Origin of the sequence: Streptomyces sp. NPDC046876 (assembly GCF_040645035.1) — a bacterium.
Taxonomy (GTDB): domain Bacteria; phylum Actinomycetota; class Actinomycetes; order Streptomycetales; family Streptomycetaceae; genus Streptomyces.
In genome coordinates, this window is record NZ_JBEYXK010000007.1 from 142,046 (window position 1) to 163,944 (window position 21,899).

General features: G+C 72.5%; 21 protein-coding genes. 4 read left to right on the top strand and 17 right to left on the bottom strand.

Annotated features, from left to right (window positions below; translation table 11 throughout):
• Positions 1–17: 17 nt before the first annotated feature.
• The 12 genes from ABZ924_RS07040 to hrcA form a co-directional block, all read right to left on the bottom strand.
• Positions 18–371, bottom strand: coding sequence for a cytidine deaminase (locus tag ABZ924_RS07040; RefSeq protein WP_361905275.1), 354 nt, complete (start codon positions 369–371; stop codon positions 18–20).
• Positions 372–569: 198 nt separating this feature from the next.
• Positions 570–932 carry an MmcQ/YjbR family DNA-binding protein gene (locus tag ABZ924_RS07045; RefSeq protein WP_361905278.1) on the bottom strand — a complete coding sequence of 121 codons (363 nt, stop codon included), beginning with the start codon at positions 930–932 and terminating at the stop codon, positions 570–572.
• Complete coding sequence (locus ABZ924_RS07050) at positions 929–2,233, bottom strand: hemolysin family protein (RefSeq protein ID WP_361905281.1); 1,305 nt, start codon at positions 2,231–2,233, stop codon at positions 929–931. The genes ABZ924_RS07045 and ABZ924_RS07050 overlap by 4 nt, the downstream gene beginning before the upstream one ends.
• Positions 2,230–2,727, bottom strand: coding sequence for an rRNA maturation RNase YbeY (gene ybeY / locus ABZ924_RS07055; RefSeq protein ID WP_361905283.1), 498 nt, complete (start codon positions 2,725–2,727; stop codon positions 2,230–2,232). Before ybeY ends, ABZ924_RS07050 begins: the two co-directional genes overlap by 4 nt.
• 13 nt (positions 2,728–2,740) lie before the next feature.
• Positions 2,741–3,796, bottom strand: coding sequence for a PhoH family protein (locus ABZ924_RS07060; protein WP_361905286.1), 1,056 nt, complete (start codon positions 3,794–3,796; stop codon positions 2,741–2,743).
• Positions 3,797–3,991: 195 nt separating this feature from the next.
• The gene (locus tag ABZ924_RS07065) at positions 3,992–5,092 is read right to left on the bottom strand and encodes a PfkB family carbohydrate kinase (RefSeq protein WP_361905289.1); all 1,101 of its coding nucleotides are present in this window, start codon (positions 5,090–5,092) and stop codon (positions 3,992–3,994) included.
• Positions 5,093–5,300: 208 nt separating this feature from the next.
• Complete coding sequence (locus tag ABZ924_RS07070) at positions 5,301–6,206, bottom strand: ribonuclease Z (protein ID WP_361905292.1); 906 nt, start codon at positions 6,204–6,206, stop codon at positions 5,301–5,303.
• Between the two features lie 2 nt (positions 6,207–6,208).
• A complete protein-coding gene (locus tag ABZ924_RS07075; RefSeq protein WP_361905295.1) occupies positions 6,209–6,568 on the bottom strand; it encodes a histidine triad nucleotide-binding protein in 360 nt (119 codons plus the stop codon).
• A gap of 119 nt (positions 6,569–6,687) precedes the next feature.
• Positions 6,688–7,431 (bottom strand): 16S rRNA (uracil(1498)-N(3))-methyltransferase, encoded by a 744-nt coding sequence (locus tag ABZ924_RS07080; protein ID WP_361905298.1) that lies wholly within the window; start codon positions 7,429–7,431, stop codon positions 6,688–6,690.
• The gene (locus tag ABZ924_RS07085; protein ID WP_361905301.1) at positions 7,428–8,519 is read right to left on the bottom strand and encodes a nitronate monooxygenase; all 1,092 of its coding nucleotides are present in this window, start codon (positions 8,517–8,519) and stop codon (positions 7,428–7,430) included. Before ABZ924_RS07085 ends, ABZ924_RS07080 begins: the two co-directional genes overlap by 4 nt.
• Positions 8,520–8,666: 147 nt before the next feature.
• Positions 8,667–9,803: a molecular chaperone DnaJ gene (dnaJ, locus tag ABZ924_RS07090; RefSeq protein ID WP_361905304.1), complete on the bottom strand. Its 1,137-nt coding sequence runs from the start codon at positions 9,801–9,803 to the stop codon at positions 8,667–8,669.
• Positions 9,804–10,820: a heat-inducible transcriptional repressor HrcA gene (gene hrcA, locus ABZ924_RS07095; protein ID WP_361905402.1), complete on the bottom strand. Its 1,017-nt coding sequence runs from the start codon at positions 10,818–10,820 to the stop codon at positions 9,804–9,806.
• A gap of 164 nt (positions 10,821–10,984) precedes the next feature.
• On the opposite strand from hrcA, the gene ABZ924_RS07100 reads away from it, so the two are divergent.
• Positions 10,985–11,710 carry an MBL fold metallo-hydrolase gene (locus ABZ924_RS07100; RefSeq protein ID WP_361905307.1) on the top strand — a complete coding sequence of 242 codons (726 nt, stop codon included), beginning with the start codon at positions 10,985–10,987 and terminating at the stop codon, positions 11,708–11,710.
• Positions 11,711–11,738: 28 nt separating this feature from the next.
• The gene (locus ABZ924_RS07105) at positions 11,739–12,542 is read left to right on the top strand and encodes a DUF3097 domain-containing protein (RefSeq protein WP_361905310.1); all 804 of its coding nucleotides are present in this window, start codon (positions 11,739–11,741) and stop codon (positions 12,540–12,542) included.
• 549 nt (positions 12,543–13,091) lie between these two features.
• On the opposite strand, the gene hemW is transcribed toward ABZ924_RS07105, so the two are convergent.
• The 3 genes from hemW to lepA form a co-directional block, all read right to left on the bottom strand.
• Complete coding sequence (hemW, locus tag ABZ924_RS07110) at positions 13,092–14,324, bottom strand: radical SAM family heme chaperone HemW (protein WP_361905313.1); 1,233 nt, start codon at positions 14,322–14,324, stop codon at positions 13,092–13,094.
• 135 nt (positions 14,325–14,459) lie between these two features.
• Complete coding sequence (locus ABZ924_RS07115) at positions 14,460–16,349, bottom strand: AMP-dependent synthetase/ligase (RefSeq protein WP_361905316.1); 1,890 nt, start codon at positions 16,347–16,349, stop codon at positions 14,460–14,462.
• Between the two features lie 254 nt (positions 16,350–16,603).
• The gene (gene lepA, locus ABZ924_RS07120; protein WP_361905319.1) at positions 16,604–18,469 is read right to left on the bottom strand and encodes a translation elongation factor 4; all 1,866 of its coding nucleotides are present in this window, start codon (positions 18,467–18,469) and stop codon (positions 16,604–16,606) included.
• A 223-nt stretch (positions 18,470–18,692) separates the two neighbouring features.
• Here lepA and rpsT point away from each other — a divergent pair, with 223 nt between their 5' ends.
• Entirely contained in the window at positions 18,693–18,953 is a 261-nt protein-coding gene (rpsT, locus tag ABZ924_RS07125; protein WP_361905322.1) for a 30S ribosomal protein S20, read from the top strand.
• A gap of 696 nt (positions 18,954–19,649) precedes the next feature.
• On the opposite strand, the gene holA is transcribed toward rpsT, so the two are convergent.
• Positions 19,650–20,648, bottom strand: a complete 999-nt coding sequence (gene holA, locus ABZ924_RS07130) for a DNA polymerase III subunit delta (RefSeq protein ID WP_361905325.1) — start codon at positions 20,646–20,648, stop codon at positions 19,650–19,652.
• A 61-nt stretch (positions 20,649–20,709) separates the two neighbouring features.
• On the opposite strand from holA, the gene ABZ924_RS07135 reads away from it, so the two are divergent.
• Positions 20,710–20,952 carry a hypothetical protein gene (locus ABZ924_RS07135; protein ID WP_361905328.1) on the top strand — a complete coding sequence of 81 codons (243 nt, stop codon included), beginning with the start codon at positions 20,710–20,712 and terminating at the stop codon, positions 20,950–20,952.
• A 17-nt stretch (positions 20,953–20,969) separates the two neighbouring features.
• Here the strand turns inward: ABZ924_RS07135 and ABZ924_RS07140 are convergent, their stop codons facing one another.
• Positions 20,970–21,851 (bottom strand): YceI family protein, encoded by an 882-nt coding sequence (locus ABZ924_RS07140; RefSeq protein ID WP_361905331.1) that lies wholly within the window; start codon positions 21,849–21,851, stop codon positions 20,970–20,972.
• Positions 21,852–21,899: the final 48 nt, after the last annotated feature.

The following is a 21,899-nucleotide window of genomic DNA, read 5'->3' on the forward strand; positions in this document are numbered from 1 at the left end:
GGCGCTGGACGGCGGGGTCAGCCGGCCGGGGTGGCGGACTTCAGGGTGCCGTCCGGGCCGGCCAGCAGCACGGGGGTCTGGGGCCCGCCGAGGTCGCTGACGGCGGCCCGGTCGGCGTCGGCGACGGTCTCCGCCGCGCTGACCACGGCCGCGGCCTCCAGGGACTCGGCCCCGCTGGCCACCGCCATCGCGACCGCCGTCTGCAGCGCGCTCAGCTTGAGGGAGTCCAGCTCCACCGTGCCCGCCACGTACGTGCGGCCGGTCTCGTCCCGGACGGCCGCACCCTCGGGCACGCCGTTGCGGGCCCGGGCGCTGCGCGCCAGCGTGATGATCTTGCTGTCCTCGGGGCTGATCCCGGTGGTGTCGGTCATGGTCGAAAGCATAGGGAGCGCCCCGGTGCGGCCGTGCAACGGCCCCGCCGGGGCGCCCGTGCGCTCCATCCCCCCGCATCCCCCGATGATCATGGAGCGTTACACACCAACATAGGCCTGTAACCTGCAGAAACCTGGGATCCGAAGGTCACGTCATTCAGTGACCTTCGTCCCAGCCAGTGATCTGGACCGGGAGGCTCAGGGCCGGTCCAGCCGCAGCCGCTCGGCCCTCGGCAGGCCCGCGACCACCAGGTCGTAGCTGTCCTCGATCAGCTCGCGGACCATGGCGTCGGGCAGGGCGCCGGGCCCGCCCACGGTCACCGTGTTCCAGTGCCGCTTGTTCATGTGCCAGCCCGGCACGATCGCCTCGTGCTCCTCGCGCAGCCGCACGGCGAGCTCGGGGTCGCACTTGAGGTTCACCGTGAGCGGCTCGGCGTCCAGCGTCGACAGCGCGAACATCTTCCCCAGCACCTTGAAGACCGAGGTCTCGGCGTTGAACGGGAACTCCTCCACCGCCGCGTTGAAGTCCAGGCAGAAGGCGCGCAGCTCGGCCGGCGTCATTCGCCCTCCCCGCCCTCGGCCGGATCCGGGGCCACCGGCTCCACCAGCACCGTCACGATCTTGTTCCGGCGGCCCGCCGGGGACTCGGCCGTCAGCCGCAGCGGCCGCCCGTCGGGCAGTTCCACCACCGCCGAGGCGCCGGCGATCGGCACCCGCCCGAGTGCCTTGGCCAGCAGACCGCCGACCGTCTCCACGTCCTCGTCGTCGAAGGCCTCGACCTTGAACAGCTCGCCGAGGTCGGTGATGTCCAGGCGCGCCGTGACCCGGTAGCGGTCCTCGCCCAGCTCCTCCACCGGCGGCAGCTCCCGGTCGTACTCGTCGGTGATCTCGCCGACGATCTCCTCCAGGATGTCCTCGATCGTCACGATGCCCGCGGTGCCGCCGTACTCGTCGATGACGACGGCCACGTGGTTGCGCACCTGCTGCATCTCGCGCAGCAGGTCCCCCGCGTTCTTGGTGTCGGGCACGAACACGGCCGGGCGCATGGCGGTGGAGACCAGGTCGGACTCCGCCTCCCGGTTGATGTGCGTCTTGCGGACCAGGTCCTTGAGGTACACGATGCCGACGATGTCGTCCTCGTTCTCCCCGGTCACCGGGATGCGGGAGAAGCCCGAGCGCAGCGCCAGCGTGGTCGCCTGACGGATCGTCTTGTACCGCTCGATGCAGACCAGGTCGGTGCGCGGCACCATCACCTCGCGCACCAGCGTGTCGCCCAGCTCGAAGACCTGGTGCACCATCCGGCGCTCCTCGTCCTCGATCAGCGACTCCTTCTCGGCCAGGTCGACCATGGCGCGCAGCTCGGCCTCCGAGGCGAACGGCCCCTTGCGGAATCCCTTGCCGGGGGTCAGGGCGTTGCCGATGAGGATCAGCAGCTGCGGGACGGGCCCCATAACGCGGGCGAGCGGGACCAGGACGTACGCGGCGGCCGTCGCCGTGACGAGCGGGTGCTGGCGGCCGATGGTGCGCGGCGAGACGCCGACGGCGACGAAGGACACCAGGACCATCACCGCGATCGCGATGAGCAGCGCCTTCCAGTTCTCGCCGAACTCGTCGAGGCAGACGTACGTGACGAGGACGCCGGCCGCCATCTCGCAGGTGACCCGGACCAGCAACGCCACGTTCAGGTACCGGGTGGGGTCGGCGGCGACCTGCACGAGCTTCGCGCTGCCGCGCCGGCCCTCCCGTACGGCCTGCTCGGCGCGGAAGCCGGACACCCGGGCGATCCCCGACTCCGCGCACGCCGCGAACCAGGCGACGACGACCAGCAGGACCGCCCCGGTGATCAGCTGCGGAGCGGTCACGAGACGGTCGGGGCCGGGGACGGGCCGGTCAGGCCGCGCTCGGCGCGCCAGCCGTCCACGATCGCCGCCTGGAGGCCGAACATCTCGGCCTTCTCGTCCGGCTCCTCGTGGTCGTACCCGAGCAGGTGCAGCACCCCGTGGACGGTCAGGAGCTGGAGCTCCTCGTCCATGGAGTGCTGCGTCGCGGCCTCCTGGCCCTGCTTCTTCGCCACCTCGGGGCAGAGCACGATGTCGCCGAGGAGGCCCTGCGGGAGCTCCTCGTCGTCCTTCGCCGGCGGACGGAGCTCGTCCATCGGGAAGGACATGACGTCGGTCGGGCCGGGCAGGTCCATCCACTGGAGGTGGAGCTGCTCCATCGCGTCCTCGTCGACGACGATGACGGAGAGCTCGGACAGCGGGTGGATCCGCATCCGGGTGAGCGCGTAGCGGGCGATGTCGAGGATCGCCCGCTCGTCGACCTCGGTACCGGACTCGTTGTTGACGTCGATCGACATGGTGCGCTGGGTTCTACTTCCGCTGGTGTTCGTTCCGGGCGGGCCCGGGTGCCCGGCCTTCCCGGCTGTCGTCGTACTGCTCGTACGCATCGACGATACGGCCGACCAGCTTGTGCCGGACCACATCCTCGGACGTGAGCCGCGAGAAGTGGATGTCCGGGATGCCCTCCAGGATCGCCTGGACCTGGCGCAGACCCGACTTGGTGCCGCCGGGCAGGTCGACCTGGGTGATGTCACCGGTGATGACGATCTTCGAGTCGAAGCCGAGCCGGGTCAGGAACATCTTCATCTGCTCCGGGCTCGTGTTCTGCGCCTCGTCGAGCACCACGAAGGCGTCATTGAGGGTCCTGCCGCGCATGTACGCGAGCGGGGCGACCTCGATCGTGCCGTTGGCCATGAGGCGCGGGATGGAGTCCGGGTCCATCATGTCGTGCAGCGCGTCGTACAGCGGGCGCAGGTACGGGTCGATCTTGTCGAAGAGGGTGCCGGGCAGGAAGCCGAGCCGCTCGCCCGCCTCGACGGCCGGGCGGGTCAGGATGATCCGGCTGACCTGCTTGGACTGCAGGGCCTGGACCGCCTTGGCCATGGCCAGGTACGTCTTGCCGGTGCCGGCGGGGCCGATGCCGAACACGATCGTGTTCCGGTCGATCGCGTCGACGTACCGCTTCTGGTTGAGGGTCTTGGGGCGGATGGTGCGGCCGCGGTTGGAGAGGATGTTCTGCGTGAGCACCTCGGCAGGGGTCTCCTGCGGGCCGTTGCCGTTGTCGCTCGCCTTGAGCATGGCGATCGAGCGTTCCACTGCGTCCTCCGTCATCGGCTGCCCGGTGCGGAGCACGAGCATCATCTCGTCGAACAGGCGCTGGATCAGTGCGACTTCCGCCGCCTCGCCGATCGCGCTGACCTGGTTGCCCCGAACATGGATGTCGGCCTTCGGGAAGGCCTTCTCGATCACGCGCAGCAGGGCGTCACCGGAGCCGAGCACCGACACCATCGGATGCGTGGCCGGAACGGTGAAGTGGGCTCGCGCCTGCCCCGGCGCGGGGGTGTGGGCTGTGGATGTCTGAGTCATGGGCCGGCACTGTGGCCTGCACATACCTCCCGTTGAGGGGCCGCGCCGATCGACGACCTCCGGAGTACCAAGGGTACGTCGCCGCGGGGGCATCCCCGAGGGGTTTTCCGGCGGTATCGCGCGGCCCCGGCCGGGCCGGGAGCCCTCGCTGCGGAGGACCCGGCGCGGCCCGGTGCGGGGCGCGCGGTGCCGCGGCTACGCGGAGTGGCGGAAGCCGATCGTCGGGACGGCCCTGCGGCGCGGGCCCGGGGCCGTGCCGCGCGGGATCAGCTCGTCCAGGAAGGCGTACCGGTCGCGCAGGCCGTCGGGGGCCGTGCGCCACCAGTGGGCCACCTCGGGCCAGCCCGGCGCCGACAGGGAGCCGCCGAACTCCTGGACCGACAGGGCCGCCGTCAGGCCCGCGAAGGCCAGCCGGTCGGCCAGCGGCCAGCCGGCCAGGGAGCCGGTGACGAAGCCCGCGACGTAGACGTCCCCGGCGCCCGTGGGATCCAGGGCGTCCACGGCGATGCCCGGCACGTGCACGGTCTCGCCACTGCCCGAGTCCACCGCGTACGAGCCCTCCGAGCCCATGGTGACCACGGCGACGGGCACCCGCTCGGCCAGCAGCCGGGCCGCCGTTCTCGGACAGTCCGTCCGCGTGTACCGCATCGCCTCGCCCGCGTTCGGCAGGAAGGCCTCGCAGTGTTCCAGGTCCGCGAGGGACGACAGGTCCCACCGGCCGCTCTCGTCCCAGCCGACGTCCGCGAAGATCCGCGAGCCGCGGCGGGCGGCCTCGCCGATCCAGCCGTCCTCCCCGGCCGGCCCCAGCGAGGCCACGGCCGCCCGGGCGCGCGGCGGGCACTGCGGGAAGACGCCGGGACCGGCCGGGGGCGGGGCCTCGTGGCCGTGCGAGACCATGGTCCGCTCGCCCTCGTACGCCATCGAGACGGTGACCGGGCTGTGCCAGCCGGGCACGGTGCGCGACATGGACAGGTCGATGCCCTCGCCCTGCTCCAGCGCGTCCCAGCAGTACTCCCCGTAGTGGTCGTCGCCGAAGGCCGCGGCCAGGGAGGTGCGCAGGCCGAGCCTGGCCAGCGCGGTGGCCATGTTGGCCACGCCGCCGGGGCTGGAACCCATGCCGCGCGCCCAGGACTCGGTGCCGCGGACGGGGGCCGAGTCGAGGCCGGTGAAGATGATGTCGAGGAAGACCGTGCCGGTCAGGAAGACGTCGCACCCGGGTTCGTGGGGGTCGCGCAGCGGTCCGAGCGGGTCGACGGCTGCGGTGAGGCTGCTGGTGCGGATGTCCCGACTGGTCACGGTGTACTCCCCGGTCCGAGCGAAGGGTCGTTTCTGCGAGCGGCCTGCGAGTGGTCGTTCGACGGAAAGCCGACAGCCTTGCCCGTCCCCTCCAGTGCCGAAACCCAGTGTGGCGTACGTCACTGGCCCACGGCTCCCCTCCGGCACCATCCGGCGCCCCTCGCCCCCGGCCGCCTCCCGGGGCCGGGGGCCGCACGGGCCCTGGGAGTCAGCGGCGCTTGGGAACGGGGACGCGGGCCAGGTCCGCGGCGACGGTCAGCTCGCCCTCGAAGCCGGCCGCGCGGGCCTGGCGCTCGAACTCGTACGGGTCGCCGTAGCGCTGCGAGAAGTGCGTCAGCACGAGGTGGCGGACGCCCGCGTCGCGGGCCGTCCGGGCCGCCTGCCCGGCGGTCAGGTGCCCGTGGTCGGCGGCCAGCCGCTCGTCCTCGTCGAGGAAGGTCGACTCGATGACCAGCAGGTCGCACCCGTCGGCCAGGGCGGTCACGCCGTCGCACAGCCTGGTGTCCATGACGAAGGCGAAGCTCTGGCCGCGCCGGAGCTCGCTGACGTCGTCGAGGGTGACCCCGCCCAGCTGCCCCTCGCGCAGGATCCGGCCCACGTCGGGCCCCTTGATCCCGTGCCGGGCGAGCAGTTCGGGCACCATGCGGCGCCCGTCGGGCTCGGTGAGCCGGTAGCCGAAGGACTCCACCGGGTGGGAGAGCCTGCGGGCCTCCAGCGTGTACGAGGGCCCCTCGGCCAGCGCCCCGTCGCGGGCCACCGGCTCCTCGCGCAGCTGCACCGTCTCCCGGTAGGCGGTGGCGTAGCGCAGCCGGTCGAAGAACTTCTGCCCGGAGGCCGGGTAGTGCGCGGTGACGGGGTGCGGGACCTGGTCGAGGTTGATGCGCTGGATCACCCCGGCCAGTCCGAGGCTGTGGTCGCCGTGGAAGTGGGTGATGCAGATCCGGTTGATGTCGTGGGCGGCCACGCCCGCGCGGACCATCTGCCGCTGGGTGCCCTCGCCCGGGTCGAAGAGGATGCCCTCGCCGTCCCAGCGCAGGAGGTAGCCGTTGTGGTTGCGGTGGCGGGTGGGCACCTGGCTGGCGGTGCCCAGCACCACGAACTCGCGTACGGACACGGTTATCCCGGCGGCCACTGCAGGCCGCGCCCGCCGAGGACGTGCGCGTGCGCGTGGAAGACGGTCTGGCCGGCCCCTGCTCCGGTGTTGAAGACGATCCGGTAGCCGTGGTCGTCGACCTTCTCCTGGGCGGCGATCTCGCCGGCCTCGCGCAGCACGTCGGCGGTGACGTTCGGGTCGGCGGCCGCGAGGGAGGCGGCGTCGGGGTAGTGCACGCGGGGAATCACGAGCACGTGGGTGGGCGCCTGCGGGTTGATGTCCCGGAACGCGACGGTCGTCTCGGTCTCCCGGACCACCGTCGCCGGGACGGTGCCCGCGACGATCTTGCAGAACAGGCAGTCGGCCTGCGGTTCCCCGGCCATTGCTTCGCCTTCCGTGGGTGACGCGGGCGGTGCGCCGACGTCGACGTTGATCAGCTCCGGCATCGTATCCGGCGCCGCCCGGGCCGGGGCCTGCCTTTTCGCTCGGTGCGTGCGGCCCTTCAGGACCAGCGGCCGGTCCGGGCCAGCAGGACCGCCGTCGCCGCGGTCCCGGCGGTGGAGGTCCGCAGCACCGAGGAGCCCAGCCGGAAGGGGCGGGCGCCGGCCTCGGCGAAGAGCGCCAGCTCCTCCGGGGAGACGCCGCCCTCGGGTCCGACCACGAGGACGATGGAACCCTTCGCCGGGAGCTCCGCCGTGGCCAGGGCTCCGGAGGGGTGGGCCCGGTCCTCGTGCAGGACCACCGCGAGGTCCGCCCCGGCGAGCAGCGCCGCCACCTGCTTGGTGCTCATCGCCTCGGCCACCTCCGGGAAGCGGACGCGGCGCGACTGCTTGCCCGCCTCGCGGGCCGTACTGCGCCACTTGGCCAGCGACTTGGCGCCGCGGTCGCCGCGCCACTGGGTGATGCAGCGCGAGGCCTGCCAGGGCACGATCGCGTCCACGCCGGTCTCGGTCATGGTCTCCACGGCCAGCTCGCCGCGGTCGCCCTTCGGCAGGGCCTGGACCACGGTGATCCGCACCTCCGGCTCCGCCTCGTGGCCGGTCGCGGAGACCGCCACCGACAGCCGGTCCTTGCCCTCGGCCGCCTCCACGACGGCCTCGGCCCAGGCGCCGCGGCCGTCGGTGAGGACCAGCGCCTCGCCGGGGTTCAGCCGCTTCACGGAGACCGCGTGCCGGCCCTCCGGGCCGTCCAGGACGAACCGGGGCCCCGCGGGGACCTCCTCGACCACGAACACGGGGGCGGTCATGACGTACTCCTCTTCTGCATGTCGTTCAACGCGCTCTGCGCCTCGGCCAGTTCCGCCGCGAGCACCTCCACCAGCTCGCCCGCCGGCAGCGCCCGCGCCAGCCGGTGCCCCTGGCCGGCCCACAGGCCCATGCCCTGCGGGTCTCCGGCCGCGGCGGCCGCCTTGCGCAGGCCCGCGGTCATGTGGTGGATCTGCGGGTACGCGGCCGGGGCGTACGGGCCGTGCTCGCGCATGAACCGGTTCACCAGGCCCCGGGCCGGACGCCCGGAGAAGGCCCTGGTCAGCTCGGTGTGGCCGAACAGCGGGTCGGTGAGCGCCTTCTTGTGCAGCGGGTGCGCCCCCGACTCGGGGCAGGCGAGGAACGCGGTGCCTAGCTGGGCCGCCTCCGCGCCGGCGGCCAGCAGCGCCGCGATCTGCGAGCCGCGCATCAGCCCGCCCGCCGCGATGATCGGCAGGGCCACGGCCTCCCGTACCTGCGCGACGAGCGCGAGCAGCCCGACCCGGGCCGTGCCGTCGGCCTGCGGGTCGTCGCGGTGGGTGCCCTGGTGGCCGCCCGCCTCGACGCCCTGGACGCAGACCGCGTCGGCGCCGGCCGCCTGCACGGCGCGGGCCTCGTCGACCGAGGTGACGGTGACGACGCTGTACGTGCCGACCTTGCGCAGGGAGGCGAGGACCGCGGGGTCGGGGCAGCCGTAGGTGAAGGACACCACCGGGACCGGGTCCTCGAGCAGGATCGCGAGCTTGGCGTCGTAGCCGTCGTCGCTGGTGCCGAGGGTGTCCTCCTCGGCGAGGGAGACGTCGTACCAGCCGGCCTCGCCGGCCAGTTGGCCGCGGTACGCCTCGACGGCGGCCGGGTCGACGTAGCCGGTCTGCGGCATGAACAGGTTCACGCCGAACGGGCGGCGGGTGAGCGCGCGCAGCCGCTTGACCTCCTGGTACATGCCGTCGGCGGTCTTGTAGCCGCCGGCGAGGAAGCCCAGGGCGCCCGCCTCGCACACGGCGGCGGCCAGCGCCGGACAGGAGGCGCCGCCCGCCATGGGGGCCTGCACGATCGGGTACCGGGTCAGACCGTTCGCTGCCGAGGACATGCAGTGCATCGTGCCACGTCCCGCTCACCGCGCCGAATCACCGCATTCGCCTGGCATAGTCCGCTTCACCGCCCGGGCGCCGCCCGGACGCGCCGCGGGCCCGGCCCGGGAATTCCCGGACCGGGCCCGCAACAGCGGTCCTGCGGCTCAGCGGCCGTTGAACGCGTCCTTCAGGCGGCTGAACAGCCCCTGCTGGCCCGGCGCGAACTGGCCCATCGGCCGCTCCTCGCCGCGCAGCTTCGCCAGCTGGCGCAGCAGCTCCTCCTGCTGGGGGTCCAGCTTGGCCGGGGTCTGCACCTCGACGTGGACGATCAGGTCGCCGCGGCCGCCGCCGCGCAGGTGCGTCACGCCGCGCCCGTGCAGCGGGATCGCCTGGCCGGACTGGGTGCCGGGCCGGATGTCGATCTCCTCCATGCCGTCCAGCGTCTCCAGCGGGCACTTGGTGCCCAGGGCCGCCGCCGTCATGGGGATGGTGACCGTGCAGTGCAGGTCGTCCCCGCGCCGCTGGAAGGTCGGGTGCGGCAGCTCGTGGATCTCGACGTACAGGTCGCCGGCGGGGCCGCCGCCGGGGCCGACCTCGCCCTCGCCCGCGAGCTGGATGCGGGTGCCGTTCTCGACACCGGCCGGGATCTTGACCGTCAGGCTGCGGCGGGAGCGGACCCGGCCGTCGCCCGCGCACTCGGGGCACGGGGTCGGGACCACGGTGCCGAAGCCCTGGCACTGCGGGCAGGGGCGCGAGGTCATGACCTGGCCCAGGAAGGACCGGGTGACCTGCGAGACCTCACCGCGGCCGCGGCACATGTCGCACGTCTGCGCGGAGGTGCCGGGGGCGGCGCCCTCACCGGAGCAGGTGGTGCAGACGACGGCGGTGTCGACCTGGATGTCCTTGGTCGTGCCGAAGGCGGCCTCGTCCAGCTCCAGGTCGAGGCGGATCATGGCGTCCTGGCCCCGGCGGGTGCGCGAGCGCGGCCCGCGCTGCGCCGCCTGGCCGAAGAAGGCGTCCATGATGTCGGAGAAGTTGCCGAAGCCGCCGGCTCCGAAGCCGCCCGCGCCCGCGCCGCCCGAAGAGGACAGCGGGTCGCCGCCGAGGTCGTAGACCTGCTTCTTCTGCGGGTCCGACAGGACCTCGTAGGCCGCGTTGATCTCCTTGAAGCGCTCCTGCGTCTTCGGGTCCGGGTTCACGTCCGGGTGGAGTTCGCGCGCGAGACGGCGGAAGGCCTTCTTGATCTCGTCCTGCGATGCGTCGCGGCGCACGCCGAGGACGGCGTAGTAGTCCGTGGCCACTTACGACTCCGCCAGGATCTGTCCGACGTAACGTGCCACTGCGCGTACCGCTCCCATCGTTCCGGGGTAGTCCATGCGGGTCGGTCCGACCACGCCGAGTTTGGCGACAGTTTCGCCGCCCGAACCGTAGCCGACCGACACGACGGACGTGGAGTTCAGTCCCTCGTAGGCATTCTCGTGCCCGATCCGTACGGCCATGCCCGATTCATTGGCCTCGCCGAGCAGCTTGAGGAGCACGACCTGCTCCTCCAGCGCCTCGAGCACCGGCCTGATCGTCAGGGGAAAATCGTGTCCGGAGCGCGTCAGATTGGCGGTGCCGCCGATCATCAGGCGCTCCTCGGCCTCCTCGGCCAGGGTCTCCAGCAGCGTCGACAGCACGGTCGACACCGTCGGCCGGTCTTCGGGCTCGAAGGACTCCGGCAGGTCCTGCACCAGCTGCGGGACGTCGGTGAACCGGCGGCCCACCACACGGCTGTTGAGCCGCGCCCGCAGATCGGCCAGCGAGGTCTCGCCGAACGGCAGCTGGCAGTCGACGAGCCGCTGCTCGACCCGGCCCGTGTCCGTGATCAGCACGAGCATCAGGCGGGCGGGTGCCAGCGCGAGCAGCTCGACGTGCCGGACGGTGGAACGGGTCAGCGAGGGGTACTGGACGATCGCGACCTGCCGGGTCAGCTGCGCGAGCAGCCGCACCGTGCGGCCCACGACGTCGTCGAGGTCGACGGCCCCGTCGAGGAAGTTCTGGATGGCCCGGCGCTCGGGCGTCGACAGCGGCTTGACGCCGGCGAGCTTGTCGACGAAGAGCCGGTAGCCCTTGTCCGTGGGGATCCGGCCGGCGCTGGTGTGGGGCTGGGCGATGTAGCCCTCCTCCTCCAGCACCGCCATGTCGTTGCGCACGGTGGCCGGCGACACGCCGAGTCTGTGCCGCTCGGTCAGCGCCTTGGAGCCGACCGGCTCCTCCGTCCCGACATAGTCCTGGACGATGGCGCGCAGCACCTCGAGCCTGCGTTCGCTGAGCATCGCGTGCACACCTCCAGTGTGATGCGGGTCGTCGTGAGGGTCGTCCGTGGCGTCTGGCACTCGGCTCGCACGAGTGCCAGAGATCCCCCGGTCAGTGTACGGCCGGGTAGTACGCGGCTAGCAAGGGTGGCCCGCCAGGTGCCCCCGCCAGGTAGCGTCGCGGCATGGACGTACGTTGGGAAGAGGCCGGGTGGGAGCGGTTGACGCGGAGGACCGGCCGCAGACGCCTTCCGGTATGGGATTGCACGGTGGGACTGGTGGTAGGCGACGATTCCGTGCTTCTGGTCGACCCCGGTTCGAGCGTCCGCGAAGGGGCGCAGCTGAGGTCCGAGGCGGAGCGGCTGACCGGTCGGCGCGTGACCCATATCGCATTCACTCACGGCCATTTCGATCATGTCCTGGGCGGGGCCGCGTTCTCCGGGGCCGAGGTGTACGGGGCCGTCGGCCTCGACGCCGAGCTCCTCGCGGACCGCGACGGGCTGCGCAGCGACGCGGTCCGCCAAGGCCTGGATCCGGCGGAGGCCGCCGAGGCCGCCGACCTGCTGGTGCCGCCGCGGCACCTGGTGTCGGGCGAGTGGACGCTGGAGCTGGGCGGGGTGCAGGCCCTGCTGGCCAACGTGGGGCCCGGCCACACCGGGTACGACCTGGCCGTCTTCGTGCCGGGCGAGCGGGAGACGGTGTTCTGCGGGGACCTGGTGGAGGAGTCGGGCGAGCCCCAGGCGGGGCCCGACGCGGTGCCGGGGCAGTGGCCGGCGGCCCTGGACCGGCTGCTGGCGCTGGGCGGGGAGGACGCGCTGTACGTGCCGGGGCACGGGGCGGTGGTCGACGCGGCGTTCGTGCGTGCGCAACGCGACACACTGGCGGCGCGTTTCGGCGTGTCGGGCGCCTGAGCCCGCCGGCTCTCCTAGTGTCGGCCGGATGCGTGAGTACTCCCCCGACCTGACCCCGCCGTGGAAGCGCGCCAAGGCCGTGCCCGTGCCCGAGGTGCCGGCCGAACCCGACCTGGTGGTCGAGGTGGCGGGTACGGACTTCTGCGGGGCTGTGGTGGGCTGCGAGGCGGGCACGGTGACGCTGGAGGACCGCTTCGGCAAGCGGCGGGCCTTTCCGCTCCAGCCGGGCGGGTTCCTGCTGGAGGGGGCCGCGGTGACCCTCGTACGGCCCTCCCGGGCCCCTGCCGGGCCGCGGCGCACGGCGTCGGGCTCGATCGCCGTGCCGGGGGCCCGGGCGCGGGTGGCGCGGGCCGGGCGGATCTACGTGGAGGGGCGGCACGACGCCGAGCTGGTCGAGCGGGTGTGGGGCGACGACCTGCGGATCGAGGGGGTCGTGGTCGAGTACCTGGAGGGCGTCGACGACCTCCCCGCGGTGGTGGCGGCCTTCGCCCCCGGCCCGGACGCCCGCCTGGGCGTGTTGGTGGACCACCTGGTCCCCGGCTCGAAGGAGTCCCGCATCGCGGCGGAGGTCTCCTCGGAGCACGTGCTGGTGGTGGGCCACCCGTACGTGGACGTCTGGCAGGCCGTGAAGCCGGCCGCGCTCGGCATCCGGGCCTGGCCCGAGATCCCGCGCGGCCAGGACTGGAAGACGGGCGTCTGCCGGGCGCTGGGCTGGCCGCCGAACACGGGGGCCGCCTGGCAGCACATCCTGTCCCGCGTGACGTCGTACCGCGACCTGGAACCCCCGCTCCTGGGCGCGGTGGAACACCTGATCGACCACGTCACGGCCTGACCGCTGTTTCCGCTGCGCGACCGCTGCGCGGCCTGCCCGGCCGCCCTTGTTGCGCTGCGCGCAGCCGTTCCCCTCCCCGCCCCTTCCCGCTGTGCCGGATATGCGGCTCCGCCGCGTGGCGGGCTCCGCCCGGGCCCCGCCCGCGTCAATCGCCGGCGCGGCTCAAAGATCGGGGGCTCCGCCCCCGGACCCCCGCGCCTCGAACGCCGGCGAGGCTGGATTTTCGCCGGGCGGGGCTGGATGGTGCCGGCGGCGCTAGATGGTCCGATGGGCTGGATGGTCCGGCGGCGCTGGACGGTGCCGGTGGGGCTGGAATCGCCGCGCAGCGGCACAATCCAGCCCGCGCGGCGTTTGAGCGCACCGGGCGCGAAGCGCCCGGATCTTTCAGCCCCGCCGGCGCTTGAGGCGAACGGGGTCCGGGGCGGAGCCCGCCACGCGGCGGAGCCGCAGATCCGGCACAGCGGGAAGGGGCGGGGTGGGGAACCGCTCCGCGCAGCGGCAGACGGCAGACGACAGACGGCAGACGGCAGACGGCAGACGGCAGACGGGTCAGTCGACCAGGTCGCGGACCACCGCGTCGGCGAGGAGGCGGCCGCGGAGGGTGAGGACGGCGCGGCCGGCCGCGTAGGGGGCCGGCTCCAGCAGGCCGTCCTCCAGCGCGCGCCGCGACGCCGCCAGCCCGGCGGGGGCCAGCAGGGACAGCGGGCAGCCGGCCACCAGCCGCAGCTCCAGCAGGATCCGCTCGACCCGGCGGTCCTCCTCCGAGAGGAGTTCACGGCCGGCCCCGGGCGACCGCCCCTCGGCCAGCGCAGCCGCATACGCACCCGGGTGCTTCACGTTCCACCACCGCACGCCGCCCACGTGGCTGTGCGCACCCGGCCCGGCACCCCACCAGTCGGCCCCCCGCCAGTACAGCTCGTTGTGCAGGCACCGCCCGGCCTCCGAGGTGGCCCAGTTGGACACCTCGTACCAGCCGTAGCCCGCCCCGGCGAGCACCTCGTCCGCGATCAGGTAGCGGTCGGCGTGGACGTCGTCGTCGGTCATCGGGACCTCGCCGCGCCGGATCCGCCGCGCGAGCTGCGTGCCCTCCTCCACGATCAGCGCGTACGCGGAGATGTGGTCCGGCCCGGCGCCGAGCGCGGCGTCCAGCGAGGCGCGCCAGTCGTCGTCGGACTCTCCGGGGGTGCCGTAGATCAGGTCCAGGTTGACGTGCTCGAAGCCGGCCCGCCGGGCCTCGGCGACGCACGCCTCGGGGCGCCCGGGGGTGTGCGTGCGGTCCAGCACCTTCAGCACGTGCTGCTTGGCGCTCTGCATGCCGAAGGAGATCCGGTTGAAGCCGCCGGCGCGCAGCTCGGCCAGGTACGCGGGGTCGACGGACTCGGGATTGGCCTCGGTGGTGATCTCGGCGTCGTCCGCGAGCCCGAACTCCTCGCGGATCGCCGCGAGCATGCGGACCAGGTGCGCGGCGGGCAGCAGGGTCGGGGTGCCGCCGCCGACGAACACGGTGCGCACGGGGCGCGGGTCGTCGCCGAGGACCTTGCGGGCGAGGCGGACCTCGTCGATCAGGGTGTCGGCGTAGTTGTCCCGGGAGGCGAGCACGCCGCCGGTGCCGCGCAGCTCGGTCGCGGTGTAGGTGTTGAAGTCGCAGTACCCGCAGCGCGTGGCGCAGTACGGGACGTGCAGGTAGAACCCGAGGGGCCGGTCCCCCGCGCCCGCCAGGGCGTGCGACGGCAGGGCGCCGTCCTCGGGCATGGGGTCACCGTCGGGCAGGGCGGAAGGCATGACCCCATTGTCCCGCACGCGGGCGGGGGCCCGTCCGCCCCGGGCCCGCCCCGGCTCCGTCCGCCCGTCCGGCTGCCCGGGCCGGGCGGCGGCGCCGGGGGCCTCGGGGCCCGGGTACCGCCGCCGTTGGCGGCGTCATGCCTCGCGGGCGCCCTCGTACATCTCGTCGATCAGGTGCTTGAACTCACGCTCGACGACCGGCCGCTTCAGCTTCAGGCTCGGGGTGAGGTCGCCGTGCTCGACGTCGAGGTCGCGCGGCAGGATCCGGAACTTCTTGATGGTCTGCCAGCGCTGGAGGCCCTCGTTGAGGGTCTGTACGTACGTCTCGACGAGCCGGTTGGTCTCGGCGGCGGCGAGCACCTCGGCGTAGCTCTTGCCCTCGAGGCCGTGCTCGGCGGCCCAGCCGAGGATCGCGGGCTCGTCGAGCGCGATCAGGGCGGTGCAGAAGTTCCGGTCGGCGCCGTGCACGACGATGCTCGACACGAACGGACAGATCGCCTTGAACTGGCCCTCGATCTCGGCCGGGGCGACGTACTTGCCGCCGGAGGTCTTGATCAGGTCCTTCTTGCGGTCGGTGATGCGCAGGTAGCCGTCGGGCGAGAGCTCGCCGATGTCGCCGGTGTGCAGCCAGCCGTCCTCCTCCAGCACCTCGGCGGTCTTGTCGGGCTGGCCGTGGTAGCCCTGCATGATGCCGGGGCCGCGCAGCAGGATCTCGCCGTCGTCGGCGATGCGGACCTCGGTGCCGGGCAGCGGCTTGCCGACGGTGCCGGTGCGGTAGGCCTCGCCGGGGTTGACGAAGGACGCGGCGCTGGACTCGGTCAGGCCGTAGCCCTCGAGGATGTGGACGCCGGCGCCGGAGAAGAAGTAGCCGATCTCGGGGGCGAGGGCGGAGGCGCCGGAGACGGCGGCGCGCAGCCGGCCGCCGAAGGCGTCGCGGAGCTTGGAGTAGACGAGCGCGTCGGCGATCTTGTGCTTGGTGGCGAGGCCGAGGGGGACGCTGGGGCTGCCGGTGCGCCGGTAGTTGTCCTGGGTGGTCCGGGCGTACTCGCGGGCGACGCCCACCGACCACTTGAAGATCTTGTACTTGGCGCCCCCTCCGGCGCGAGCCTTGGCCGCGACGCCGTTGTAGACCTTCTCGAAGATGCGCGGGACGGCCGCCATGTAGGTGGGCTGGACCACCGGCAGGTTCTCGATGATCTTGTCAATGCGGCCGTCGACGGCGGTGACGTGCCCGACCTCGATCTGGCCGGAGGTGAGCACCTTGCCGAAGACGTGGGCGAGCGGCAGCCACAGGTACTGCACGTCGTCGCTGTGGATCATGCCGGTGGCCACGGTGGCCTTGGCCATGTACGACCAGTTGTCGTGCGGGAGGCGGACGCCCTTGGGGCGGCCGGTGGTGCCGGAGGTGTAGATCAGCGTGGCGAGCTGGTCGGAGCCGATGGAGCCGATGCGCTCCTTGACCGCCTCCGGGTGCTTGGCGAGGTACTCCTTGCCGCGCGCCTCGAGCTCGGCGAGGGAGAGCACCCAGCCCTCCGGGTCTCCCTCGGCCGCGACCGCGTCGGCGGCCTCCAGGACGACCACGTGGGCGAGCTCGGGCAGGTCGGCGCGGCGCTCGCGGGCCTTGGCCAGCTGGGCCGCGTCCTCGGCGATCAGCACGCGGCTGGCGGAGTCGGAGAGGATGAACGCCGACTCCTCGGCGTTGGTGCTGGGGTAGATGGTGGTCACGGCGCCGCCCGCGCACATCACGCCCAGGTCGGAGAGGATCCACTCGACGCGGGTGTTGGAGGCGAGCGCGACGCGCTGCTCGGGCTCCAGGCCGAGGTCGATCAGTCCGGCGGCGATGGCGAAGACCCGCTCGGCCGCCTGGCCCCAGCTCAGCGACTTCCAGTCGTCGGGTCCGCTGCCGGAGGCCGCGGGCACCGGGTACCGGTAGGCCTCGTTGTTCGGCGTGGCGGCGACACGCTCAAGGAAGAGGGCCGCCACGGTGGGCGGACGGTTCTCGATCAGGGTCTGTGTGTCGCTCACGGACGTCCTCCGGACCACGCGGCAGGGCCTGGCCGTCCCGTGGGGTGGACGGCGGCGGCTTCCAACAGGGCTTGCACCAGGGCTTGCAACAGGATTTGAAACTGGCGAGTAACCAAACGGGTAGTGATCAGGGTAGGGCGCCGCCGCCTGCCGCGTAAGGGCCCTTGAGCCGCCGATTCATAACGAAACAGGCCCCCGCGGCGCTCCGCGGGGGCCTGTTCCGCATGCCGTGCACGGCAGACGGCTACGGGCGGCTACTTCTTCTTGGCGCCCGACTCGTCACTCGACAGGACGGCGATGAAGGCGTCCTGCGGGACCTCCACCGAGCCGACCATCTTCATGCGCTTCTTGCCTTCCTTCTGCTTCTCCAGCAGCTTCCGCTTACGGGAGATGTCACCGCCGTAGCACTTGGCGAGGACGTCCTTGCGGATGGCGCGGATCGTCTCGCGGGCGATGACGCGGGAGCCGATCGCGGCCTGGACCGGCACCTCGAAGGCCTGCCGCGGGATCAGCTCGCGCAGCTTGGCCACCAGGCGCACGCCGTACGCGTAGGCGGCGTCCTTGTGGGTGATGGCGGAGAACGCGTCGACCTTGTCGCCGTGGAGCAGGATGTCCACCTTGACGAGGCTGGAGGACTGCTCGCCGGTGGGCTCGTAGTCCAGGGAGGCGTAGCCGCGGGTCTTGGACTTCAGCTGGTCGAAGAAGTCGAAGACGATCTCGGCGAGGGGCAGGGTGTAGCGGATCTCGACGCGGTCCTCGGAGAGGTAGTCCATGCCGAGCAGGGTGCCGCGGCGGTTCTGGCACAGCTCCATGATCGAGCCGATGAACTCGGTCGGGGCGAGGATCGTGGCGCGCACGACCGGCTCGAAGACGTCCGAGATCTTGCCCTCGGGGAACTCGCTCGGGTTGGTGACCGTGATCTCCTTGCCGTCCTCCAGGACGACCCGGTAGACCACGTTCGGCGCGGTCGCGATCAGGTCGAGGCCGAACTCGCGCTCGAGGCGCTCGCGGATCACGTCCAGGTGCAGCAGGCCGAGGAAGCCGACGCGGAAGCCGAAGCCGAGGGCGGCGGAGGTCTCCGGCTCGTAGACCAGGGCGGCGTCGTTGAGCTGGAGCTTGTCCAGGGCCTCGCGCAGCTCGGGGTAGTCGGAGCCGTCCAGCGGGTACAGGCCCGAGAACACCATCGGCTTGGGGTCCTTGTAGCCGCCCAGCGCCTCGGTGGCGCCGCCCGTCATCTGGGTGATGGTGTCGCCGACCTTGGACTGGCGGACGTCCTTCACACCGGTGATCAGGTAGCCCACCTCGCCGACCGAGAGGCCGTCGGCCGGCAGCATCTCGGGCGAGTTGCAGCCGATCTCGAGCAGCTCGTGGGTGGCGTTGGTGGACATCATGCGGATGCGCTCGCGCTTGTTGAGCGTGCCGTCGACCACACGGACGTACGTCACGACGCCGCGGTACGAGTCGTAGACGGAGTCGAAGATCATCGCGCGGGCGGGGGCGTCCTTGACGCCGACCGGCGCGGGGACGGTCTGCACCACGCGGTCGAGCAGGGCGTCCACGCCGATACCGGTCTTGGCGGAGACCCGCAGCACGTCGTCGGGCTCGCAGCCGACCAGGTTCGCCAGCTCCTCGGCGAACTTCTCCGGCTGGGCGGCCGGGAGGTCGATCTTGTTGAGGACCGGGACGATGGCGAGGTCGTTCTCCATCGCCAGGTAGAGGTTGGCGAGGGTCTGGGCCTCGATGCCCTGGGCGGCGTCCACCAGGAGGATCGTGCCCTCGCACGCCGCGAGGGAGCGGGAGACCTCGTAGGTGAAGTCGACGTGCCCGGGGGTGTCGATCATGTTGAGGATGTGCGTCTTGCCCATGCCGTCGCCCGAGGTGGGCGCCCAGGGCAGACGGACCGCCTGGGACTTGATCGTGATGCCGCGCTCACGCTCGATGTCCATGCGGTCCAGGTACTGGGCGCGCATCTGCCGCTGGTCGACGACGCCGGTGAGCTGGAGCATCCGGTCGGCAAGCGTCGACTTGCCGTGGTCGATGTGCGCGATGATGCAGAAGTTGCGGATCAGCGCCGGGTCGGTACGGCTCGGCTCGGGCACGTTGCTGGGGATGGCGGGCACGCAGTGTCCTGATTCTCGGGTCGCAGTCTGAAGCGTTGGCTGAGCGTCGGTCTGTGCGACAGGCGGATCTGTACGCAGACTCCCATGGTCCCATGGACGCAGGGATGCGCTCGGTTTGGGCCGGTCGAAGCGTGCCTGGTAGCCTGGGTGGCTGTGTCTCGCATGCCCTCTCAGCAGACGGGACACGTCCGGAAAAAAACTCTGAACCTGAAAAGGCTCTTTCGTGGCGAACATCAAGTCCCAGATCAAGCGGAACAAGACCAACGAGAAGGCTCGCCTTCGCAACAAGTCGGTCAAGTCCGAGCTGCGCACCTTCATCCGCAAGGCCAACGAGGCCATCCTCGCCGGCGACGCGGAGAAGGCCACCGCTGCGGTCCGCCTGGCTTCCAAGAAGCTGGACAAGGCCGTCTCGAAGGGTGTCATCCACAAGAACGCCGCCGCCAACAAGAAGTCGGCGCTGGCCTCCAAGGTTGCCTCCGTCTGAGGTTCCGCACTCGATGTGATCGCCGGGACGGACCCAGCGGGCCCTCTCATCCGCTCCTGACCGGCACCCCGCGCCGCACGCGGCCTGCGTTCGCCACGCGGGTGCGGCGCACACAGCAGTGACCGAAGGCCCCGGCCTCCGCCCTTCCCCAGGGCGGCGGCCGGGGCCTTCGTCATACCCCGAACGCCACTCCGTGCATGCGGCGCCCGGTGCACACCCGCACCCTGGGTGCCCGGTGCACACCCGCACCCTGGGTGCCCTGCGCACCAGGGGACCGCGCCCGAAGCGGGATTCCGCGCTGGGGATGGCTGCTCAGCGGCATCGGCCCGCCTGCTGATCGCCCTGGCCGTAGCCGTCGTCGGGATCACGCTCGGCGCACACGACGAGGGCGGAGTCGAGGTGTTCCTCCATGGCAGCACCGAGCCGCTCCCCGCGCCGGTCGGATCGCCGACCGGCCCGACTCCGACCGCCACCAGGACCGCGATCGCCCTCGACGCCCGCCGACAGACCGCGGTGGGCGGGCTGGCCCGGTGCATCGGGCAGCTGACCCTCAAGGACCTGAGCAGCGGGCAGCAGATCGGCCGGATCCGGCAGGGCGGGCAGGTCGTTCAGGAGCCCGCTGCCGATTCGGCCGGGTGGGGCAGGAGCGCCGGCGAGGCCGGGCCGCCGTGCGGGCCCGTCCGTCGGCGGTGGCGGTCAGTACGCGGGGCGGCGGGGGCGGGCTGCGCGGGCTACGGCCACGACGGCCTTCTCCAGGGCGTATTCGGGATCGTCGCCGCCGCCCTTGACGCCCGCGTCGGCCTCCGCGACCGCGCGCAGGGCGTCGGCGACGCCGTCCGCAGACCAGCCGCGCATCTGCTGGCGGACCCGGTCGATCTTCCACGGGGGCATGCCGAGGTCGCGGGCGAGGTCGCCGGGGCGCGCGCCGCGGGGTGCGGAGGCCAGCTTGCCGATCGCCCGGACCGCCTGGGCCAGGGCACTCGTGATCAGGACGGGGGCCACGCCGGTCGCCAGGGACCAGCGCAGGGCTTCGAGGGCCTCCGCCGCCCGGCCCTCGACGGCCCGGTCGGCGACGGTGAAGCTGGAGGCCTCGGCCCGGCCGGTGTAGTAACGGCCGACCACGGCCTCGTCGATGGTGCCCTCGACGTCCGCGCAGAGCTGCGCGGCCGCGCTGGCCAGCTCCCGCAGGTCGCTGCCGATCGCATCGACCAGCGCCTGGCAGGCCTCCGGGGTCGCGGAGCGGCCCAGCGTGCGGAACTCGCCCCGGACGAACGCCAGCCGGTCCGCGGCCTTCGTCATCTTCGGGCAGGCGATCTCCCGGGCCCCGGCCTTGCGGGCGGCGTCCAGCAGGCCCTTGCCCTTGGCGCCGCCCGCGTGGAGGAGCACGAGGACGACGTCCTCGTCGGGGGCCGCCAGGTACGCCTTGACGTCCTTGACGGTGTCCGCGGACAGGTCCTGCGCGTTGCGCACGACCAGCACCTTGCGCTCGGAGAACAGCGAGGGACTGGTCAGCTCGGCCAGGGTGCCGGGCTGGAGCTGCTCCGGGTTGAGGTCGCGCACATCGGTGTCGGGGTCGGCGGCGCGGGCGGCCGCCACCACCTCCCGAACGGCGCGGTCGAGCAGCAGGTCCTCCTGCCCCACCGCGAGGGTGAGCGGGGCGAGCGGATCGTCGGTGGTGTTCTTCCTGGTGGCCATCGCCCCCAGGATCCCACGCCGCACCGACAGTCCCCCGCGCCGCGTACCGGAGAATGGTCGGGTGAGCCTGCGACATGTACTGGTGCTGCCCGACCGCGACGCCGCCGAGGAGGTGGCCGGGGAGGTCGTCGACCGCTTCGGCCTGCCGGAGGAGCCGCAACTGGTCCGCGACGCCCTGGCCGGCGAGGACGACGCCGAGGACGCCCAGTGGCTGGTGGTCGTCGAGGACCCCGACCGGCAGCTCGACGCCGCGGAGCTGGACGGCCTCGCCGCCGCGTACGAAGGCTGGCTGGAGGCCCCGTAGGGCCTCCCGGGCCCGCCTCAGGCCTTGTGGACGATCTGCACGTCGAGGGTGACGTCCACGCTGGAGCCGATCGCCGCGACCCCGTTCGCCAGCAGGGACTGCCAGTTCAGGGTGAAATCCTCGCGGTGGAGTTCGGCGGAGGCCCGGCAGGCGGCGCGCGGCTCGCCCTCCAGCCCCGTGCCCAGGCCCAGGTACTCGGTGTCCAGGGTCACCGAGCGGCTGGTGCCGTGCAGCGTCAGGGCGCCCGCGACGGCCCAGCGGCTGCCGCTGCGGTGGATGAACCGCTCGCTGTAGAACTCCACGGTCGGGTAGCGGACCGCGTCCAGGAAGTCCGCCGAGCGCAGGTGGTCGTCCCGCATCCGCAGCCCGGTGTCGATGCTCGCCGCATCGATGATCACGTGCATGGAGGAGTCCTCCATGCGGTCGGCTATCCGCACCGCGCCGGCGAAGGTGTTGAACCGGCCGCGGATCCGGGCGAAGCCGATGTGCCGGGCCGTGAAGGCGATCGTCGAGTGCGCCGGGTCGAGCTCCCAGTGGCCGGGCTGCGGCAGCAGCGGCGGCTCCACCGCATCGAGGATGATCTCGGCGGTGCCGGGCTGCGCGGTGTCGCCCACGATCGTCGCCCCGTGGAAGGGAGCGAAGCCGTCGGCGGTGACGGTGAGCCGGTACTCCCCCTCCGGGACGGCTGCGGTGAAGCCGCCGTACGGGTCGGTCTCGCCGCTGACGACGCGCCGGCCGATCGGGTCGGTCACCTCGAACTTCGCCTGTCGGACGGGCTGGTGGACCGTGTCGAGGACCCGGCAGCTGAGCAGGCGCGCCGTATGAGGCAGTGTCAGGGTCGCGGATGTCTGCGAGCCGGCGCTTCCGGCCGTCTCCGTCCCCCGTCTGCGACCGAACATGGTTGATGCACCCCCGTGCTGAATGGACTTGTACCCCTGTGGCGAGAA